Origin of the sequence: Phycicoccus endophyticus, from assembly GCF_011326735.1 — a bacterium.
Lineage (GTDB): Bacteria > Actinomycetota > Actinomycetes > Actinomycetales > Dermatophilaceae > Phycicoccus > Phycicoccus endophyticus.
Genome location: NZ_JAANCN010000001.1, coordinates 602,827 through 618,615, shown reverse-complemented (window position 1 = coordinate 618,615; position 15,789 = coordinate 602,827). Strand labels below are relative to the sequence as shown.

The window sequence follows — 15,789 nt, the reverse complement described above, 5'->3', positions numbered from 1 at the left end:
CGGTGCCGGCCGCCACGTCGAGCGCTGCGGCGCCCGGGGCCTCCGCCGGTGTCGACCCGCCGGCCGCGGCCCTCGACACCCTGCTGACCCGCCGCGAGCGCGCCGTCCTCGCCGGGGACCGGGCGGCCTTCGCCGCCACGCTCGCCGACCCGGCCAGCGCCTCGGGCCGCCGACAGCTGCGGTCCTTCGCCGCGGCCCGTGCCCTCGGCGTGCGGCGGCTGACGCACGAGGTCGCCGACCCGCCCGCGGGCACCGGTGCGGTCTCGGCCACCGTCCGCTACCGGCTCACCGGCCTGGACAGAGCCGCCCGCAGCGCCACCGTGGGGTACGCCCTGCGATGGACCGCCGCCGGGTGGCGGGTGGCGTCGGAACGGGCGGTCAGCGGTCTCGCCGCACCGCCGTGGGTGGCGATGCCCGCGCTGGCGGTCCAGCGCGGCGTCGCCGCCGTCGTGGCCGGCACGGCCCCGCGCGCCGTCCTGCGCGAGACGGCCGCGACCGTCGAGCACGCACTGCCGGCCCTGCGCCGGTCCTGGTCGCGCACCCCGGCACAGGTACTCGTCCTCGCGCCGGACACGGCGGCCGAGGCGGCCGCCCTGCTCGGGCAGGCGACCGGTGCCGTCGGGGAGGTCGCGGCGACGACCGAGGGCCCGGTGGGCCCCGACGGGCGGGCGACCGGCGACGAGGTCGTCCTCGACCCGCGCGCGCGGCGGACCCTGACGGCCGCCGGCGACAGGGTCGTCCTCACCCACGAGCTCGCGCACGTGGCCGTGCGCGCGACGCTTCCCGGCAGCGCACCGCGGTGGCTGGCCGAGGGGTACGCCGACCACGTCGGCTACGCCGAGGCCGACGTGCCCGACTCGGCCCTCCTGCGGCCCCTCGCCCGGGCCGTGGCCGACGGCACCGCGCCGGCCCGGGTCCCGTCGGCCGACGAGCTCGACCCGGCGGCCGGTGACCTCGAGGTGGGCTACCTCGCGGCCTGGCAGGTGGTCGAGGCCGCCGTCGCCCGCGCCGGTGAGGACGCGGTGCACGAGCTGCTGCGCCGCTGCTCGGTGACCGGCGGGGAGGCGGCCGCCGAGCGGGCCTGCGACGCCGCGATGCCGGCCGTCCTCGGCACCGACCGGGCCGGGCTCACCCGGGACTGGCGCCGACGCCTCGCCGACCTGGCCCCGTGACCTCGCCCGCCGCCGGCTCGGGCGCGGTCCGCGTCGGGGGGACGACGAGCGAGGCGAGCACGAGGACCGCCACGAGCCAGAACTGGTTGTAGAACGCCTGCTTGTTCACCAGGTTGGCCACCGCGAGGACCAGGGCGAGCCAGCGCAGCAGCTCCTCGACCGGGGGGCGGCGCCGGTACACCACCCACGCCGCGATGCCGACCGCGCCGGCCATGGCGGTGCCGGTCACGGCGAACGGCAGGCTCACGCCGTACTCGTGGAGGAAGAACAGGTACCACGTGTTGGCGAAGCGGATGGGATGGAAGCCGAGCAGCGTCGTCACCGTGTCCTCGACGAAGGCCGTCGGGGAGGCGAGCACCCACGGCAGCACGAGCACGGTGGCCAGCGCCCCCGTCGCGAGCGTGCGACGCCACCCGAAGGGGCGCCACACGAGCAGCACCGGCGCGAGCAGCGCGAGGTGCTGCTTGCTCGCGCAGGCCAGCGCGAGGGGGAGGACGGCCCACCAGGCGTGCCCACGCCGGACCAGGGCGGCCCACCACACGAGGAGGGCGGCCAGGACCGGCTCGGTCCACGCCTGGTCGACCTGGGTGAGTGTGCCCGGGGCGAGGACGAGCACGGCGGCTCCGGCGGCGGCCCGGCCCGTCCCGCTCCGGCCGCCGGCGAGGGCCCACAGGCCGGCGAGCAGGACCAGCCCCCACGCGAGGAGCGCCCACCGCACATCACCGGCGAGCCACCTCCCCGGCGCCGTGAGCACCGCCATCCACGGCAGGTAGGTGAAGTGGTCCTGGACCCCCGGGGACCCGCTCCACTGCGCCGTGTAGACGTTGCCGAGGCGCCCCGTGACGTCGGCACCCTGCTGGAGGATGACCCAGACGTCGATCCGGGGGGCGCGGTCGCCGAGGACCGTGAGCGCCCCCACCACGACGTGGGCGAGCGCCGCGACGCCAAGGGCGGCACCCCGGGCCCGTCGCCCGGGTGCGAGGAGCAGCCCGGCGCACGCCACCCCCGCCCCCGTCGTCACCGTGAGCGCCGCGGAGAGCCAGCCGCCCCGGAGGTAGGTGAACAACGGCACGGTGAGGGTGAGGAGCACCGACCCGAGGACGACGCCGGCGGCCAGCCACCGGCCCGGGGCCAGGCGGTGCCGCCGCACGAGCCACCACGCGAGCAGCGCCGTGCACGCGGTGAGGGTGAGCAGGATCGGGACGCGGAAGCGGACGACGCTCCACTGGGCCGCGGCGAACCACGCGAGCCACGCCACCGCGAGGGTGGCCTCGGGCAGGCGCAGGGGGCCACGGGTGGCCACCCGCGCGCCCGGGTCAGCCACCGTAGAGGGCATCGACCTCGTCGGCGAACTCGCGCATGACGATGGTCCGCTTGAGCTTGAGCGAGGGGGTGAGGTGGCCGGAGTGCTCGGTGAAGTCGGTGTCGAGGATGGCGAACTTGCGGATCGACTCGGCCTTGGAGACGGCGGTGTTGGCGTCGTCGACCGCACGCTGCACCTCCTGACGGACCTGGGGGTCCTCCTTGGCCTTGCTCAGCGGGACCTGCTCGAGGCCGTGGTTGGCCGCCCACGTCGGGTACATCTCCTCGTCGAGGGTGACCAGGGCGGCGATGAAGGGCTTGCCGTCGCCGACGACGATGCACTGGCTGATCAGCGGGTGGGCCCGGAGGCGGTCCTCGAGGACGGCCGGTGCGACGTTCTTGCCGCCGGCGGTGACGAGGATCTCCTTCTTGCGACCGGTGATCCGCAGGTAGCCGTCCTCGTCGAGCTCGCCGAGGTCACCGGTGTGGAACCAGCCGTCGACGACCGCCTGGGCGCTCGCCTCGGGGTTGCCGCGGTAGGCGCGCATGACGTTGATGCCGCGGATGCACACCTCGCCGTCGTCGGCGATCCGGATGCCGACCCCGGGCAGCGGGGGGCCGACGGTGCCGATCCGCATCGTCGCCGGGCGGTTGACCGTGGCCGGGGCGGTGGTCTCGGTGAGGCCGTAGCCCTCGAGGATCGAGACGCCGATGCCGCGGAAGAAGTGCCCGAGCCGGGTGCCGAGCGGAGCGCCGCCCGAGACGGCGTACTGGACCCGCCCGCCCATCGCCGCCCGCAGCCGGGCGTAGACGAGGCGGTCGAACACGGCGTGCCGCAGGCGCAGGCCGAGCGGGACGGTGCCAGCGTCCAGGGCCTCCGACCAGGCGATGGCGCTCGAGGCGGCGGCGGCGAAGATCCGCCCCTTGCCGTCGGCCTCGGCGCTCGCCTCGGCCGAGTTGTAGACCTTCTCGAAGACGCGCGGCACGGCGAGGATGAAGGTCGGCCGGAAGGAGGCGAAGTCCTCCATGAGGGTCTTCAGGTCCGCCGAGTGGCCCATCCGCACGCCGGCGGCGACCGCGAGCACCTCGATGAACCGGGCGAAGACGTGCGCGAGCGGGAGGAAGAGCAGGGTCGCCGAGTCCTCGCCCTTGACCACCTCGGCGATCTCCTCGGCGGTGTTCTCGGCGAGGGTGAGGAAGTTGCCGTGGGTCAGCTCGACGCCCTTGGGCCGGCCGGTGGTGCCCGAGGTGTAGATGACCGTCGCCAGGCTCTCGCGCGAGAGCCCCTCGCCCCGAGCGCGCAGCTCGTCGTCGCCGACGTCGGCGCCGTCGCGCGCCAGCGTCTCCAGGTCGCCGTGGTCGAGGACCCAGACGTGCTCGAGGGCGGGCAGCCGCCCGCGCACCTTCTCGACCGCCGCGAGGTGGGTCTCGGTCTCGACGAGCACGGCGACCGCGCCGGAGTCGCCGAGGATCCACTCGACCTGGTCGGGCGAGGAGGTCTCGTACACCGGCACCGGCACCGCCCCGACCGCCCACAGGGCGAAGTCGGCGAGGGTCCACTCGTAGCGCGTGCGGCTCATGATGCCGACGACGTCGCCCGTCCCGACCCCCGCGGCGAGGAGCCCCTTGGCGAGCGCGTCGACCTCCGCCGCGAAGCCCGCGCTCGTCACGCTCCGCCAGCCGTCCTCCTCCCGGACGGAGAAGGCCACCCGGTCCGGGTGCTCCGCGGCACGGCGGGCGGGCACCTCGCCCAGCGTCCCCTCGCTCGTGGCGGGCAGGACGAGCGGCCTGGAGGTCTCGGGCACCGTCGGACTCCTTCGTACGCGGGTGGGGCAGCCCCACAACTCTAGGCCCCGCGGGCCGGGTAGCCTGCGGTGCCATGGCCGACCGCACCCGCTCCTTTGTCGAGATCGCCGCCGCTCCCGGCGAGGTGCTCGACGTCATCGCGGACTTCGAGGCCTACCCGCAGTGGGCCGAGCAGGTCAAGGAGTGCAGCGTGCTCACCGAGGACGGCGACGGGTGGGCCGACCAGGTCGAGTTCACCCTCGACGCCGGCGCCATCAAGGACCAGTACGTCCTCGAGTACGACTGGGACGTCACCGACGGCGGCACCGGGACCGTCTCGTGGCACCTCGTGCGGGCGACCCTGCTCAAGGGGCTCACCGGCAGCTACACCCTCGAGGAGGCCGGCGACGGCACCCGGGTGACCTACGACCTCGAGGTCGACCTGACGATGCCGATGCTCGGGATGCTCAAGCGCAAGGCCGAGAAGCACATCATCAGCACCGCCCTGACCGAGCTGAAGAAGCGCGTCGAGGGCTGAACGCGACGATGGCCGCCAAGGGCTGGCACGAGGAGGTGGGCAGCGTCGCCGACGAGGCGGGGCGGCTCCTCGAGAGCATCCGGCGGGCCGGCCAGGAGGGTGACGACGGCGCGGGCGCCGGCCCGGGACGGACGTCACCGAAGGAGACCGGCTCGCGCGAGGACGGCTCCGGCTTCCACTGCGAGGACCCCGTGTGCCGGTGGTGCCCGCTGTGCCGGGCCTCGGCGTTCGTGCGTCAGCTGAGCCCGGAGGCGCTCGGCGGGCTCGCCGAGCTCGCCGGGTTCGCCCAGGCGGTCCTCACCGACCTCGCCGCTGCCCGTTCGCCGCAGGACCACCCCGAGCAGGAGGGCCGCGATGGCTGACGGGCCGCTCGCCATCGGGGTCGACATCGGTGGCACGAAGGTGGCCGCCGGCGTGGTCGACGCCTCCGGCCGGGTGCGCCGGCGCGCCCGCCGGGACACCCCCCACCGCTCGACGAGCCCGCGGGTCGTCGAGGACACCATCGTCTCGGCCGTCGAGGAGCTGCTCGCCCAGGAGGCGGACGTCGTCGCCGTCGGGGTCGGCGCCGCGGGCTTCGTCGCGGCCGACCGGGCGACGGTCGTCTTCGCCCCGCACCTGTCGTGGCGCAACGAGCCCCTGCGCACCGCCCTCGGGGAGCGGCTCGCGCTGCCGATCTTCGTCGACAACGACGCCAACGCCGCGGCCTGGGCCGAGCACCGCTTCGGTGCCGGGCGTGGCGAGAGCCAGCTGGTCATGGTCAACCTCGGGACGGGCATCGGCGGCGGGATCGTCATCGACGGCCGCGTCCTGCGGGGCCGGTTCGGGATCGCCGGCGAGTTCGGCCACCTCCAGGTCGTGCCGGACGGGATCCGCTGCGAGTGCGGCAACCGGGGCTGCTGGGAGCAGTACGCCTCCGGCAACGCCCTCGTGCGCGAGGCACGCTCCCTGATGTCGGCGGGCAGCCCCGTCGTCTCCGACCTCTTCGCCCGGGTGGGGGGCGACCCCGGCGAGCTGACCGGGCCGCTCGTCACCGAGGCCGCCCGCGACGGCGACGCCCTGGCGCGCGAGCTGCTCGGCGAGATCGGCCGGTGGCTCGGCATCGGCATCGCGAACCTCGCGGCCGCGCTCGACCCCGGCACGTTCGTCGTCGGCGGGGGCGTGAGCGCCGCGGGCGAGCTGCTCCTCGAGCCCGCCCGGGCCGCCTTCCGCGGGCAGCTCACCGGCCGCGGCTACCGGCCCGAGGCGGCGATCGTCGCCGCCCAGCTCGGCAACGAGGCCGGCCTCGTCGGGGCGGCCGACCTGGCCCGGGTCGGTGCCGCCGACCTCGCGTGGTCCGAGGCCGTCGAGCACGCCGAGGGGGCCGGGGACGCCGAGCCCTCGCCGGCCGGCTGACCGTGCCCGGACAGCGGCTGCGGGTGGCGACGTACAACACCCGCGACTTCCTCGACGACCACCGCCTCGCCGCGCGCCTGGTCCGCGCACTCGACCCGGACCTCCTCTGCCTCCAGGAGGTGCCCCGCCGGCTCGGGGGGCCCACCCGGGTGCGGCGCTTCGCCGACGCGTGCGGGATGCGCTGGAGCGGGCGGCACACCGGCAGCGGTGGGACGACCGTGCTCACCTCACCCCGCACGAGCCTGCTGCGGGCGGCCCACCACCGGCTGCCCGTACGCTGGCCGGACCGCACCCGGGGCTGGGCCGAGGCAGAGGTCGGGCTGGCCGACGGCGCCGTCCTCACGGCCGTCTCGGTGCACCTCGGGCTGCGGGCCAGTGAGCGGGTGCGGCACGCCCGCTCGGTGCTCGCCGCGCTCGCGGGACGCGGGCCGGTCGTGCTCGCCGGTGACCTCAACGAGGAGCCCGAGGGTCCCGTCGGCCGCCTGCTCCTCGCCGGTGGCCTGCGGCTCGCCGGGCCGCCGCTGCCGACCTACCCGGCGCGGGCCCCCCGCCGCCGGCTCGACGTGCTCCTCGTCTCGCCCGGCATCCGGGTGCTCGACGCCGGGGAGGTCGCCGTCCCCGACGGCGTGTGGCAGCGGGCGAGCGACCACCGGCCCGCCTGGGTCGACCTCGAGCTCGGCGGACCTCTGCGCAGCCGAGGGCGGGCCTGAGCTCTCGGTCGCGGTGGGGCGAGTGGCCACTGCCTCGTCGGCGGGTCGGGGTCCGGTCGCTCTGTGCGCACGCAGGAGCGGGCCTGCCGACGACGAACCCGTATCCTGCCGGTGGAGAGCAGCATCGGACGAGACGATGTGCGGAGGGATCTCGAGGTGTCGGTCGTCCTGGTCACCGGGGCCAACAAGGGACTGGGATACGAGACTGCCCGTCGCCTCGTGAGGGATGGTCACATCGTGTACGCGGCGGCCAGGTCCCCAGAGCGCGGCCGGGCGGCGGCGGAGGAGCTCGGCGCCCGGTTCGTCCAGCTCGACGTCACCGACGACGACTCCGTGGAGGATGCCCTGGGCACCATCGAGGACGCGGAGGGTCGGCTCGACGTCCTGGTCAACAACGCCGGCGTGTTCGACGGTCTGGACGGGGCGGACGGGCTCACCGGACCGATCGCCCACGACCAGTTCGAGACCAACGCCGTCGGTGTGGTCCGGGTGACCCAGGCCGCGCTCGCGCTGCTGCACCGCTCGGACTGTCCGGTGGTCGTGAACGTCTCCAGCGGGCTCGGCTCCTTCGCCCTCGTCACCGAGCCGACGTCCCACCAGTTCGGCGTGCACTCGATCGTCTACTCGGCGACGAAGGCTGCGGTCGACATGCTCACGGTCAGGTACGCCCAGGCGGTCCCGTCGGTGAGGTTCAACGCGGTCGACCCCGGCTTCCTGGCGACCGACCTCCACGGCAACGCGGCCGCGGCGGACCCCGCCGTCGGTGCCGAGGTCGTGGCGCGCCTCGCGTCGATCGGTGTGGACGGCCCGACGGGTGGCTTCTTCGACAAGGACGGGGAGCTGGCCTGGTAGGGCGGGCGGCTCTCGCGCCGCACCCGGGGCCCGGTACTGCAGCCCGGGCCGAGGGGGCCGCTCACACCCGGGCGCCGTCGTCGTCCTCGTCGCGGTGGCGGGGCTGGCGCAGGACGAGCAGGACGAACCCGAGCAGCGAGAGGCCGACCCCGGCGAGGAACCAGCGGGTGCTGTGGAAGGGCCGGGCCAGCGCCACGTAGAGCAGGCACAGCGGGCCGGCGACGAGGCCGACGACCGCCCCCCAGAAGTGCAGGTCCTCCTGGGGTGGCAGCTGGACCGCGGGCGGCTCGAAGTGCTCCTCGTCGAGCGGCGTGGGTGCCCCGGTCTCCGGGTCAGGGGCGCGCCACCGGCTCCCGCCGAGGACGAGCTCGACGGGGGAGGGGTTGACCCACGGGGGGCGGGCGTCCTCGCCGTCCGTCGCCGGCTCGCCGTCGCCCGGAGGCTCCTCGCCCGTGAGCCCGGTGGGGTCGACGGGCTCGGGGTCGGTGCCCGACGCCTCCGCGGGGGGCTGCGGGCCGGACTCCCAGGCCGCGACGATGGAGGCGAACCGGGCGTCGACGTCCCGCTCGTCCATCTCCTCGGGCCGCTCGTCCACGGGTCGCTCCTCGCTCCACGGTGCTCGGGACGATCTTCGCACGCGAACACCCGGTGGGCGCAGCCCGGCCGTCGTCGCACCGGGAGGCGGGGCAGGGGTGCACTAGGCTGCCCGCGACAAGGTCAGAAGGGTGGTCGGGTGTTCTACTGGGTGCTGAAGACGGTCGTCCTCGGGCCGATCCTGCGCCTCCTCTTCCGGCCGTGGGTCGAGGGGGAGGAGAACATCCCGCAGGAGGGCGCCGCGATCTTCGCGAGCAACCACCTCTCCTTCTCCGACTCGATCTTCCTGCCGCTCCTCGTGCCCCGGCGGATGACCTTCCTCGCCAAGGCCGACTACTTCACCGGCGCCGGCCTGAAGGGGTGGCTCACGGCGGCCTTCTTCAAGGGGGTCGGCCAGCTGCCGATCGACCGCTCCGGTGGACGGGCCAGCGAGGCCGCCCTGCGCTCCGGCCTGAAGGTGCTGCGTCGGGGCGAGCTGCTCGGCCTCTACCCCGAGGGGACGCGCAGCCCCGACGGCCGGCTGTACAAGGGCCGCACCGGCGTGGCCCGGATGGCCCTCGAGGCGCGGGTGCCCGTCATCCCGGTCGCGATGATCGACACCGACAAGGCCCAGCCCACCGGCGCTCGCATCCCCAAGCTCGTGCGGGTCGGGGTGCGGGTCGGCGAGCCGCTGGACTTCTCCCGCTACGAGGGGATGGAGGGCGACCGCTTCGTCCTGCGCTCGGTCACCGACGAGATCATGTACGCCCTCATGGAGCTCTCCGGTCAGGAGTACGTCGACATGTACGCGACGGCGATGAAGGACCGGCTCGCCCGCGAGCGCCGGTCCACCGCGCGCGCGGCGGCCGAGGCCGCTCTGCCGGGCCGGGCCGCCGGCGAGCTCGAGGAGGCCCTGGACGCCGAGGGGCTCACCGCCGACGGCGAGGGGCGCAGCGAGCAGGGGCCGCAGCGGCGCGCGAGCTGAGGGGTCCGATGGGGGTGCTGGCGGCGCGTTCGCCGCGGACGGGGAGGCAGGAGCCGGTCGTCGTCGACGCGTTCCTGCGCGGCCTGGACCTCTTCCGCCCGATCGCCGCCGCCTACGCGGTCCTGCTCGCCTGGCAGCGGCGCGCCGAGATGGTCCGGCCCTGGGTGGCCGTGGCCGTGCTCGCGGTGATGGCGGCCTGGTCGCTCGGGCTGCTGCTCTACCGGCACCGCAGCCGGCGGCTCATGGCCCTGGAGGTCGTGATCTCGGTGGGCGGGATCCTCGCGACACCCCTCGCCGACGGGACCGGCGCGGTGGCCGCCGGGGAGGTCACCCTCCCGACCGTGTGGGCGGCCGGCTCGGTCGCCGGCTGCGCGGTGCTCGCGGGCGCCCGGGGCGGGCTGCTCGCCGCCGCGGTGGTCGCGGCGGCCGACCTGGCCGAGATCGCCGGGCGGCCCACCCAGGCCACGGTGCACAACATCGTCATCCTCGTCCTCCTCGGGGGCCTCGTGGGGCTCGCCGTCGACCTGTCGCGCTCGGCCCTCGTGCGCGAGGAGCAGGTCCTCCTCGAGCGTGAGCGGCTGCGCGAGCGCGAGCGGCTGGCCAGGGTGGTCCACGACGGGGTCCTGCAGACGCTCGCGTACATCCACCGCCGCGGCACCGAGCTCGCGGGGCCGGCCGGTGAGCTCGCGGAGCTCGCCGCCGACCAGGAACGGGCGCTGCGCCGGTTCGTCAGCGGCACCGGGACCTCGGGCGAGCCGGCACGCCTCGGTGGCCGACCGGGAGGTGACGTGGACCTGCGGGTGCTCGTGAGCGCCCACGAGCGCCCGGGGGTGAGCGTCGCCGCGCCGGGCGACCCGGTCCTCGTCGACCCGCAGGTGGCGCACGAGCTCGACGCGGCGCTGGCCGCGGTCCTGGACAACGTGGCACGGCACGCCGGGGAGGGTGCTCGGGCGTGGGTGCTCCTCGAGGGTGACACCACGGGCGTGGAGCTCACCGTGCGTGACGACGGCGTGGGCGCCGACCCGGCCGTGCTGCACGCGGCGGCCGGGCGCGGGCGGCTCGGGGTCAGCTCCTCGATCCGGGGTCGTGTCGAGGACCTCGGGGGGTCGGCGGTGTGGACCACCCGCCCCGGTGCGGGGTGCACCGTGCGCATCGTCGTGCCGCGCCGTCCACCGGGGGAGGCGCCGTGACCGGGGAGGAGCCGGGGCCGGCCGCGGCCGTGCCGCCGCGGGTGCTCGTCGCCGACGACCACCCGCTGTGGCTCGCCGCCCTCGAGCGTGACCTGGTCTCCCGCGGCGTCGCCGTCGTCGGGACCGCGAGCGACGGGCCCTCGGCCGTCCGCCGCACCCGGGCGGTCCGCCCCGACGTCCTCGTCCTCGACCTCAACCTCCCCGGGATGCGCGGGGACGAGGTGTGCCGCGCGCTCGGTGACCTGCCGACCCGGGTGCTCATCCTCTCCGCCAGCGGCGAGCAGCAGGACGTCCTCGCCGCGATCAAGGCGGGGGCGACCGGCTACCTCGTGAAGTCGGCCGCCCCGGAGGAGATCCTCGAGGCCGTCCTCGCGACCGGCCGGGGTGAGGCGGTGTTCACCCCCGGTCTGGCCGGGCTCGTCCTCGGGGAGTACCGGCGGATGGGCGCGGCCCAGGGGGCGCAGGGCCGGCCCGAGGGCGACGGGCCGATCCCAGCGCTCACGCCCCGGGAGACCGAGATCCTGCGGCTCGTCGCGACCGGGATGTCGAGCAAGGAGATCGCCGCCCAGCTCGTCGTGTCGCACCGCACCGTGCAGAACCACGTGCAGAACACCCTCGGCAAGCTCCACCTGCACAACCGGGTCGAGCTCGTGCGCTTCGCCCTCGCCCACGGGCTCGAGGACGAGGACCCGGCCTGAGCACATCCGGCATCCGGCCCGCGTCGCCGGCCGGGCGTGGGCCCACCTACCATGGTCGCTCGTGAGCCCGACCCCGACTTCCGACCCGCTCCAGCGGCTCGCCGCCGGAGCCGACCGCCCGGCTGCCCAGCAGCCGGTGTGGCCCGAGCCCGCCGCGCTCGAGGCCGCCGTCGGGACGCTCGCGAGCTACCCGCCGCTCGTCTTCGCCGGCGAGTGCGACGTCCTGCAGGAGCGGATGGCGGCGGTCGCCCGGGGCGAGGCCTTCGTCCTCCAGGGCGGCGACTGCGCGGAGACCTTCCAGTCGGCGACCGCCGACAACATCCGCGACCGGGTCAAGACGATCCTGCAGATGGCCGCGGTGCTCACCTACGGCGCGTCGATGCCCGTCGTCAAGGTGGGCCGGATGGCCGGGCAGTACGCCAAGCCGCGCTCCAGCGACGAGGAGACCCGCGGCGGGCGGACGCTGCCGGCCTACCGCGGCGACATGGTCAACGACTTCGAGTTCACCCCCGAGGCCCGCACCCCGGACCCGCAGCGGCTCGTGCGCGCCTACCACGCGAGCAGCGCCACGTTGAACCTCGTGCGGGCCTTCACGACCGGCGGCTTCGCCGACCTGCGCCGCGTCCACGACTGGAACAAGGGGTTCGTGACGAACTCCGCGAACGCCCGCTACGAGCGGTTGGCCCGCGACATCGACAAGGCGATGCGCTTCATGGCCGCCTGCGGCGCCGACTTCGAGGCCATGCGCACGACGGAGTTCTTCTCGGCCCACGAGGCGCTCCTGCTGGACTACGAGCGCCCGCTGACCCGGGTCGACTCGCGGACCGGCGAGCTCTACGACACCTCGGGGCACTTCATCTGGGTGGGGGAGCGCACCCGCGACCTCGACGGCGCGCACCTCGACTTCGTCTCCCGGGTGCGCAACCCGGTCGGCGTCAAGGTCTCGGCCGACGCCGACGTCGACGACCTCCTGCGGATCGTCGACCTCGTCGACCCCGACCGCCGGCCGGGGCGGCTGACGTTCATCACCCGGATGGGTGCCGGGCGGGTGCGCGAGGCGCTGCCGGCTGTCGTCGAGAAGGTCACGGCCTCCGGTGCGCTCGTCACCTGGGTGTGCGACCCCATGCACGGCAACACCTTCGCCTCGGAGTCCGGCTTCAAGACCCGTGACTTCGAGGACGTCGTCGACGAGGTGCGGGGCTTCTTCGAGGTGCACCGCAGCCTCGGTACGCACCCCGGCGGCATCCACGTCGAGCTCACCGGCAACGACGTCACCGAGTGCATCGGCGGGTCGGAGAAGATCCTCGACGCCGACCTCGGGACCCGCTACGAGTCGGTGTGCGACCCACGGCTGAACCACCAGCAGAGCCTCGAGCTGGCCTTCCTCGTCGCGGAGATGCTCTCCCAGGACTGAGCCACCGGGCGCCCCGCCGACGTCCCCCGGTGCAGGCGGCCCGGTCCTCCGAACCGGGCTCAGACGATCGTCACCGTCACCGTGCTGCCGTGGGGCGCGGTTCCGCTCGCGGGGTCCTGGAAGCGCACCGTGCCGAAGATCCCCCCGAGGGCCTTCTCGACGGCGACCTGGAAGCCGGCGTCCTGCAGGATGCGCCGGGCCTCGCCCAGCTGCTTGCCGACGACGTTCGGGACCTCGACCATGACCGGCCCCTTGGAGACGACGAGGGTGACCGGGTCGCCCTTGAAGAGGGTGCCGTCGCGCGGGGACTGGCTGATGACGGCACCCTCGGGCACGGTGTCGCTGTTCTCCTGCCGGGAGGCGTCGACCGTGAGCCCGAGGTCGCCGAGCGCGGCGGTGGCCTCGTCGGCGTCCTCGCCGGTGTAGTCGGGGACCTCGATCGGCCGGCGCCCCTTGGAGACGACGAGGGCGACCTTCGTGTCGCGCTTGACCTTGCTGCCGGCCGCGGGGCGGACCGAGAGGATCTGGCCGTCGGGGACCTTCTCGGAGAACTCCTCGGTGACCTTCCCCAGGGCCAGGTGCCGCGCCGCGAGGCGCCGCTTGCCCTCGGCGACGGTCGAGCCGGCGAGGTCCGGCACGGCGTAGCGCTCCGGACCCTTGGAGACGGTGAGCGTCACCTCGGTGCCGCGCCGCACCGTCGAGCCGACGCCCGGGTCGACGGCCATGACCGTCCCCTTGGCGACGGTCTCGGAGAAGGACTCCTCGACCGAGGCCTCCAGGTGTGCCGCGCCGACCGCGCTCAGCGCGGCCTCCCGCGGTCGGTCGAGGACGGAGGGCACGGTGGCGGCCGCACCCGGGCCGAGGAAGAAGAACCACGCCGTCGCGGCGGCGAGGAGGACCGAGGCGACCGCAGCCGGCCACCAGTTGCGTCCGCGGCGCCGGCGCCCGACGACGACGCCCTCGAGCGGTGCCGCCGGTACGTTCATCGTCGTGGTGCGCTCGGCGTCCTGGGCGGGGACGACGGCGGAGCGGTCGCGGACCGGGAGGGCGGCCGTGGCGGTCGGGACGCTCGCCGCGACGGCGGCAGCCGGGCCCTCGGGCCGCGCGTCGAGGACGGCGGGCGTGAGGCTGGCGCGGGTGCGGCGCACGAGCGCGAGCAGCTCGGCGGCGTCGGCCGGGCGCTCGTCGGGGTCGCGGGCGGTCGCGACGGCGACGAGGTCGTCCAGCGCCGGGGGGAGGTCCTCGACCCGGGCCGAGGGGACCGGAACCCCGCCGTGGACGTGCTGGTAGGCGACGTGGATCGGCGTCTCCCCGGTGAACGCCTTGGTCCCGGTGAGCATCTCGAACAGGACGAGCCCGGCGGCGTAGACGTCCGAGCGGGCGTCCGCGACCCCACGCTCGACCTGTTCGGGCGAGAGGTAGGCGACCGTCCCGAGCAGGACGCCCGTCGAGCTCGTCATCGTCTGGCCCGAGACCGCCCGGGCGAGCCCGAAGTCGGCGACCTTGACCGTCCCGTTGTCGTTGATGATGACGTTCTCGGGCTTGACGTCGCGGTGGATCAGGCCCTTGGCGTGCGCCTCGGCGAGTGCCATGAGCACCGACTCGAGGACGTCGAGGGCGGCCCGGGGGGAGAGGAGCCCTTCCTCGCGGAGGATCTCGCGCAGGGTCGCGCCGGGGACGTACTCCATGGCGAGGAAGACCTGGCCGTCGTCCTCGCCCTGGTCGTACACCGCGACGACGTTGGGGTGGGAGAGGGAGGCCGCCGAGCGGGCCTCGCGGCGGAAGCGGCTGACGAAGGTCTCGTCGTGCACGAGGTGCGGGCGCATCACCTTGAGGGCGACCTCGCGCTCGAGGCGCTCGTCGAGGGCGAGGTAGACCGTGGCCATCCCGCCGTCGGCGAGCCGCGACAGGACGCGGTAGCGCCCGTCGAGGGTGCGCCCGACGAGGGCGTCCACGGTGGATGACACCGTGCGAGTGTACGTAGTGGCGGGCCGCTCCCCGGGGCACCGCCCGGCGCGTCACATCGTGGCGCGCCGGCTGAGGACCGTGCGGACGTAGGTCTTGGTGTCGGCGTACATCCCACGCTCGCGGACCGACGCGAGCCCCTGGTAGTACGCGGCGACCGCCTGCTTGGTGCTCGAGGCCGAGCGCCCGAGTGCGCGGAGCATGACGACGCCGGCGGTGATGTTGTCCCGGGCGTCGAGCAGGTCCAGCCGGCGGCCGACGAGGCTCGAGGCCCACTGACCGGAGGAGGGGATGACCTGCATCACCCCGACGGCGTTGGCGGGGGAGACCGCGCGCTGGTTCCAGCCGGACTCCTGGTAGCCGATGGCGAGCGCGAGCTTGGGGTCGACGCCGTGGCGGCGGGCGGTGGCGACGATGAGCCGCTTGGTCTCGGCACGGCTCGGGACGGCCCGGCCGGCGAGACGGTCGTGGTTGCCGCGGGCGGCCCCGACGACCGAGCTCGGGTAGCGCACCCCGTTGAAGGTGTCGGCGACGGGATGGCCGGCCGTGACCGGGACGCGCAGCCGCTGGCCGATGCGCAGCAGGGCGGCGCTGGAGACTCCGCTGGCACGGGCGATGTCGGTGACCGAGGAGCCGTAGCGGGCCGCGATGCCGCTCAGGGTGTCCCCGGAGCGGACGGTGTAGGACCGGGCCGTGGTCGCGCTGGCGCGGCTGCTCGTGGCCCGGCGTTCGGCCGAGCCGGATGCCGAGCCGGCCCGCGAGCGGGCCGCGCGCGAGGTGGTGCGGCGCACGACGATCCGGTCGCCGGGGTAGATCACCGACCGGGCCGAGAGCCGGTTGGCCTTGAGCAGGCTCGCCAGCGAGACGCGGTAGCGGACGGCGATCTGGCCCATCGTGTCGCCCGGGCGCACGACGTGGACGCTGCGCGCGGTGCGTACCGCCGGTGCCCCGCCGGAGCGGGCGCCGGCCGCGCCGGCCGTGCTCGTCGAGCCGCCCGGGACACGCAGCCGGTCACCGGGGTAGATGAGGTTGGGGTTGCGGACGTCGTTGTGCGCGACGAGGGCGCGGACCGTGCTCCCGTGCCGGCGGGCGATGCCGTCGAGGGTGTCTCCGGAGCGGACGGTGTAGCTCCGCCACGCGCGCGCCGTCAGGTGGGGCAGGACGGCCTGCTCGGCGGAGGCGACGGGTGGGGCGGCGAGCGCGAACATGAGGA

The 15,789-nt window shown here is 75.3% G+C and carries 15 protein-coding genes; 10 read left to right on the top strand and 5 right to left on the bottom strand.

Annotated elements, in window-relative coordinates:
• Positions 1-1,172: hypothetical protein (locus tag G8D98_RS03020; protein WP_166098797.1), on the top strand; the 1,172-nt coding region annotated here is incomplete at its 5' end.
• Here the strand turns inward: G8D98_RS03020 and G8D98_RS03015 are convergent.
• Positions 1,129-2,496 (bottom strand): hypothetical protein, encoded by a 1,368-nt coding sequence (locus G8D98_RS03015; protein WP_187566789.1) that lies wholly within the window; start codon positions 2,494-2,496, stop codon positions 1,129-1,131. The genes G8D98_RS03020 and G8D98_RS03015 overlap by 44 nt on opposite strands.
• Positions 2,489-4,279 carry an AMP-dependent synthetase/ligase gene (locus tag G8D98_RS03010; RefSeq protein WP_166098794.1) on the bottom strand — a complete coding sequence of 597 codons (1,791 nt, stop codon included), beginning with the start codon at positions 4,277-4,279 and terminating at the stop codon, positions 2,489-2,491. Before G8D98_RS03010 ends, G8D98_RS03015 begins: the two co-directional genes overlap by 8 nt.
• 74 nt (positions 4,280-4,353) lie before the next feature.
• Here G8D98_RS03010 and G8D98_RS03005 point away from each other — a divergent pair, with 74 nt between their 5' ends.
• From G8D98_RS03005 to G8D98_RS02985, 5 genes are all read left to right on the top strand, one after another.
• The gene (locus G8D98_RS03005; RefSeq protein WP_166098792.1) at positions 4,354-4,797 is read left to right on the top strand and encodes an SRPBCC family protein; all 444 of its coding nucleotides are present in this window, start codon (positions 4,354-4,356) and stop codon (positions 4,795-4,797) included.
• 8 nt (positions 4,798-4,805) lie between these two features.
• Positions 4,806-5,159, top strand: a complete 354-nt coding sequence (locus G8D98_RS03000; protein WP_166098789.1) for a hypothetical protein — start codon at positions 4,806-4,808, stop codon at positions 5,157-5,159.
• Positions 5,152-6,189, top strand: coding sequence for an ROK family glucokinase (locus G8D98_RS02995; protein WP_166098787.1), 1,038 nt, complete (start codon positions 5,152-5,154; stop codon positions 6,187-6,189). Before G8D98_RS03000 ends, G8D98_RS02995 begins: the two co-directional genes overlap by 8 nt.
• Positions 6,190-6,212: 23 nt before the next feature.
• Positions 6,213-6,899: an endonuclease/exonuclease/phosphatase family protein gene (locus tag G8D98_RS02990; RefSeq protein WP_229661680.1), complete on the top strand. Its 687-nt coding sequence runs from the start codon at positions 6,213-6,215 to the stop codon at positions 6,897-6,899.
• 111 nt (positions 6,900-7,010) lie between these two features.
• On the top strand, positions 7,011-7,751 hold the full coding sequence (locus tag G8D98_RS02985; protein ID WP_338088732.1) for an SDR family NAD(P)-dependent oxidoreductase: 741 nt from the start codon (positions 7,011-7,013) through the stop codon (positions 7,749-7,751).
• Positions 7,752-7,812: 61 nt separating this feature from the next.
• Here the strand turns inward: G8D98_RS02985 and G8D98_RS02980 are convergent, their stop codons facing one another.
• Complete coding sequence (locus G8D98_RS02980) at positions 7,813-8,346, bottom strand: hypothetical protein (RefSeq protein ID WP_166098780.1); 534 nt, start codon at positions 8,344-8,346, stop codon at positions 7,813-7,815.
• Between the two features lie 138 nt (positions 8,347-8,484).
• On the opposite strand from G8D98_RS02980, the gene G8D98_RS02975 reads away from it, so the two are divergent.
• From G8D98_RS02975 to G8D98_RS02960, 4 genes are all read left to right on the top strand, one after another.
• Positions 8,485-9,309 carry a lysophospholipid acyltransferase family protein gene (locus tag G8D98_RS02975; RefSeq protein WP_166098777.1) on the top strand — a complete coding sequence of 275 codons (825 nt, stop codon included), beginning with the start codon at positions 8,485-8,487 and terminating at the stop codon, positions 9,307-9,309.
• A gap of 8 nt (positions 9,310-9,317) precedes the next feature.
• On the top strand, positions 9,318-10,499 hold the full coding sequence (gene macS / locus G8D98_RS02970) for a MacS family sensor histidine kinase (protein ID WP_166098774.1): 1,182 nt from the start codon (positions 9,318-9,320) through the stop codon (positions 10,497-10,499).
• A complete protein-coding gene (locus G8D98_RS02965; RefSeq protein ID WP_166098772.1) occupies positions 10,496-11,197 on the top strand; it encodes a response regulator in 702 nt (233 codons plus the stop codon). Before macS ends, G8D98_RS02965 begins: the two co-directional genes overlap by 4 nt.
• A 61-nt stretch (positions 11,198-11,258) precedes the next feature.
• Complete coding sequence (locus tag G8D98_RS02960; RefSeq protein ID WP_166098770.1) at positions 11,259-12,611, top strand: class II 3-deoxy-7-phosphoheptulonate synthase; 1,353 nt, start codon at positions 11,259-11,261, stop codon at positions 12,609-12,611.
• Positions 12,612-12,670: 59 nt separating this feature from the next.
• Here G8D98_RS02960 and pknB read toward each other — a convergent pair whose 3' ends face one another.
• Both pknB and G8D98_RS02950 read right to left on the bottom strand, forming a co-directional pair.
• Positions 12,671-14,578: a Stk1 family PASTA domain-containing Ser/Thr kinase gene (gene pknB / locus G8D98_RS02955; protein ID WP_166098767.1), complete on the bottom strand. Its 1,908-nt coding sequence runs from the start codon at positions 14,576-14,578 to the stop codon at positions 12,671-12,673.
• Between the two features lie 51 nt (positions 14,579-14,629).
• Complete coding sequence (locus G8D98_RS02950) at positions 14,630-15,784, bottom strand: LysM peptidoglycan-binding domain-containing protein (protein ID WP_166098764.1); 1,155 nt, start codon at positions 15,782-15,784, stop codon at positions 14,630-14,632.
• Between the last annotated feature and the right edge of the window lie 5 nt (positions 15,785-15,789).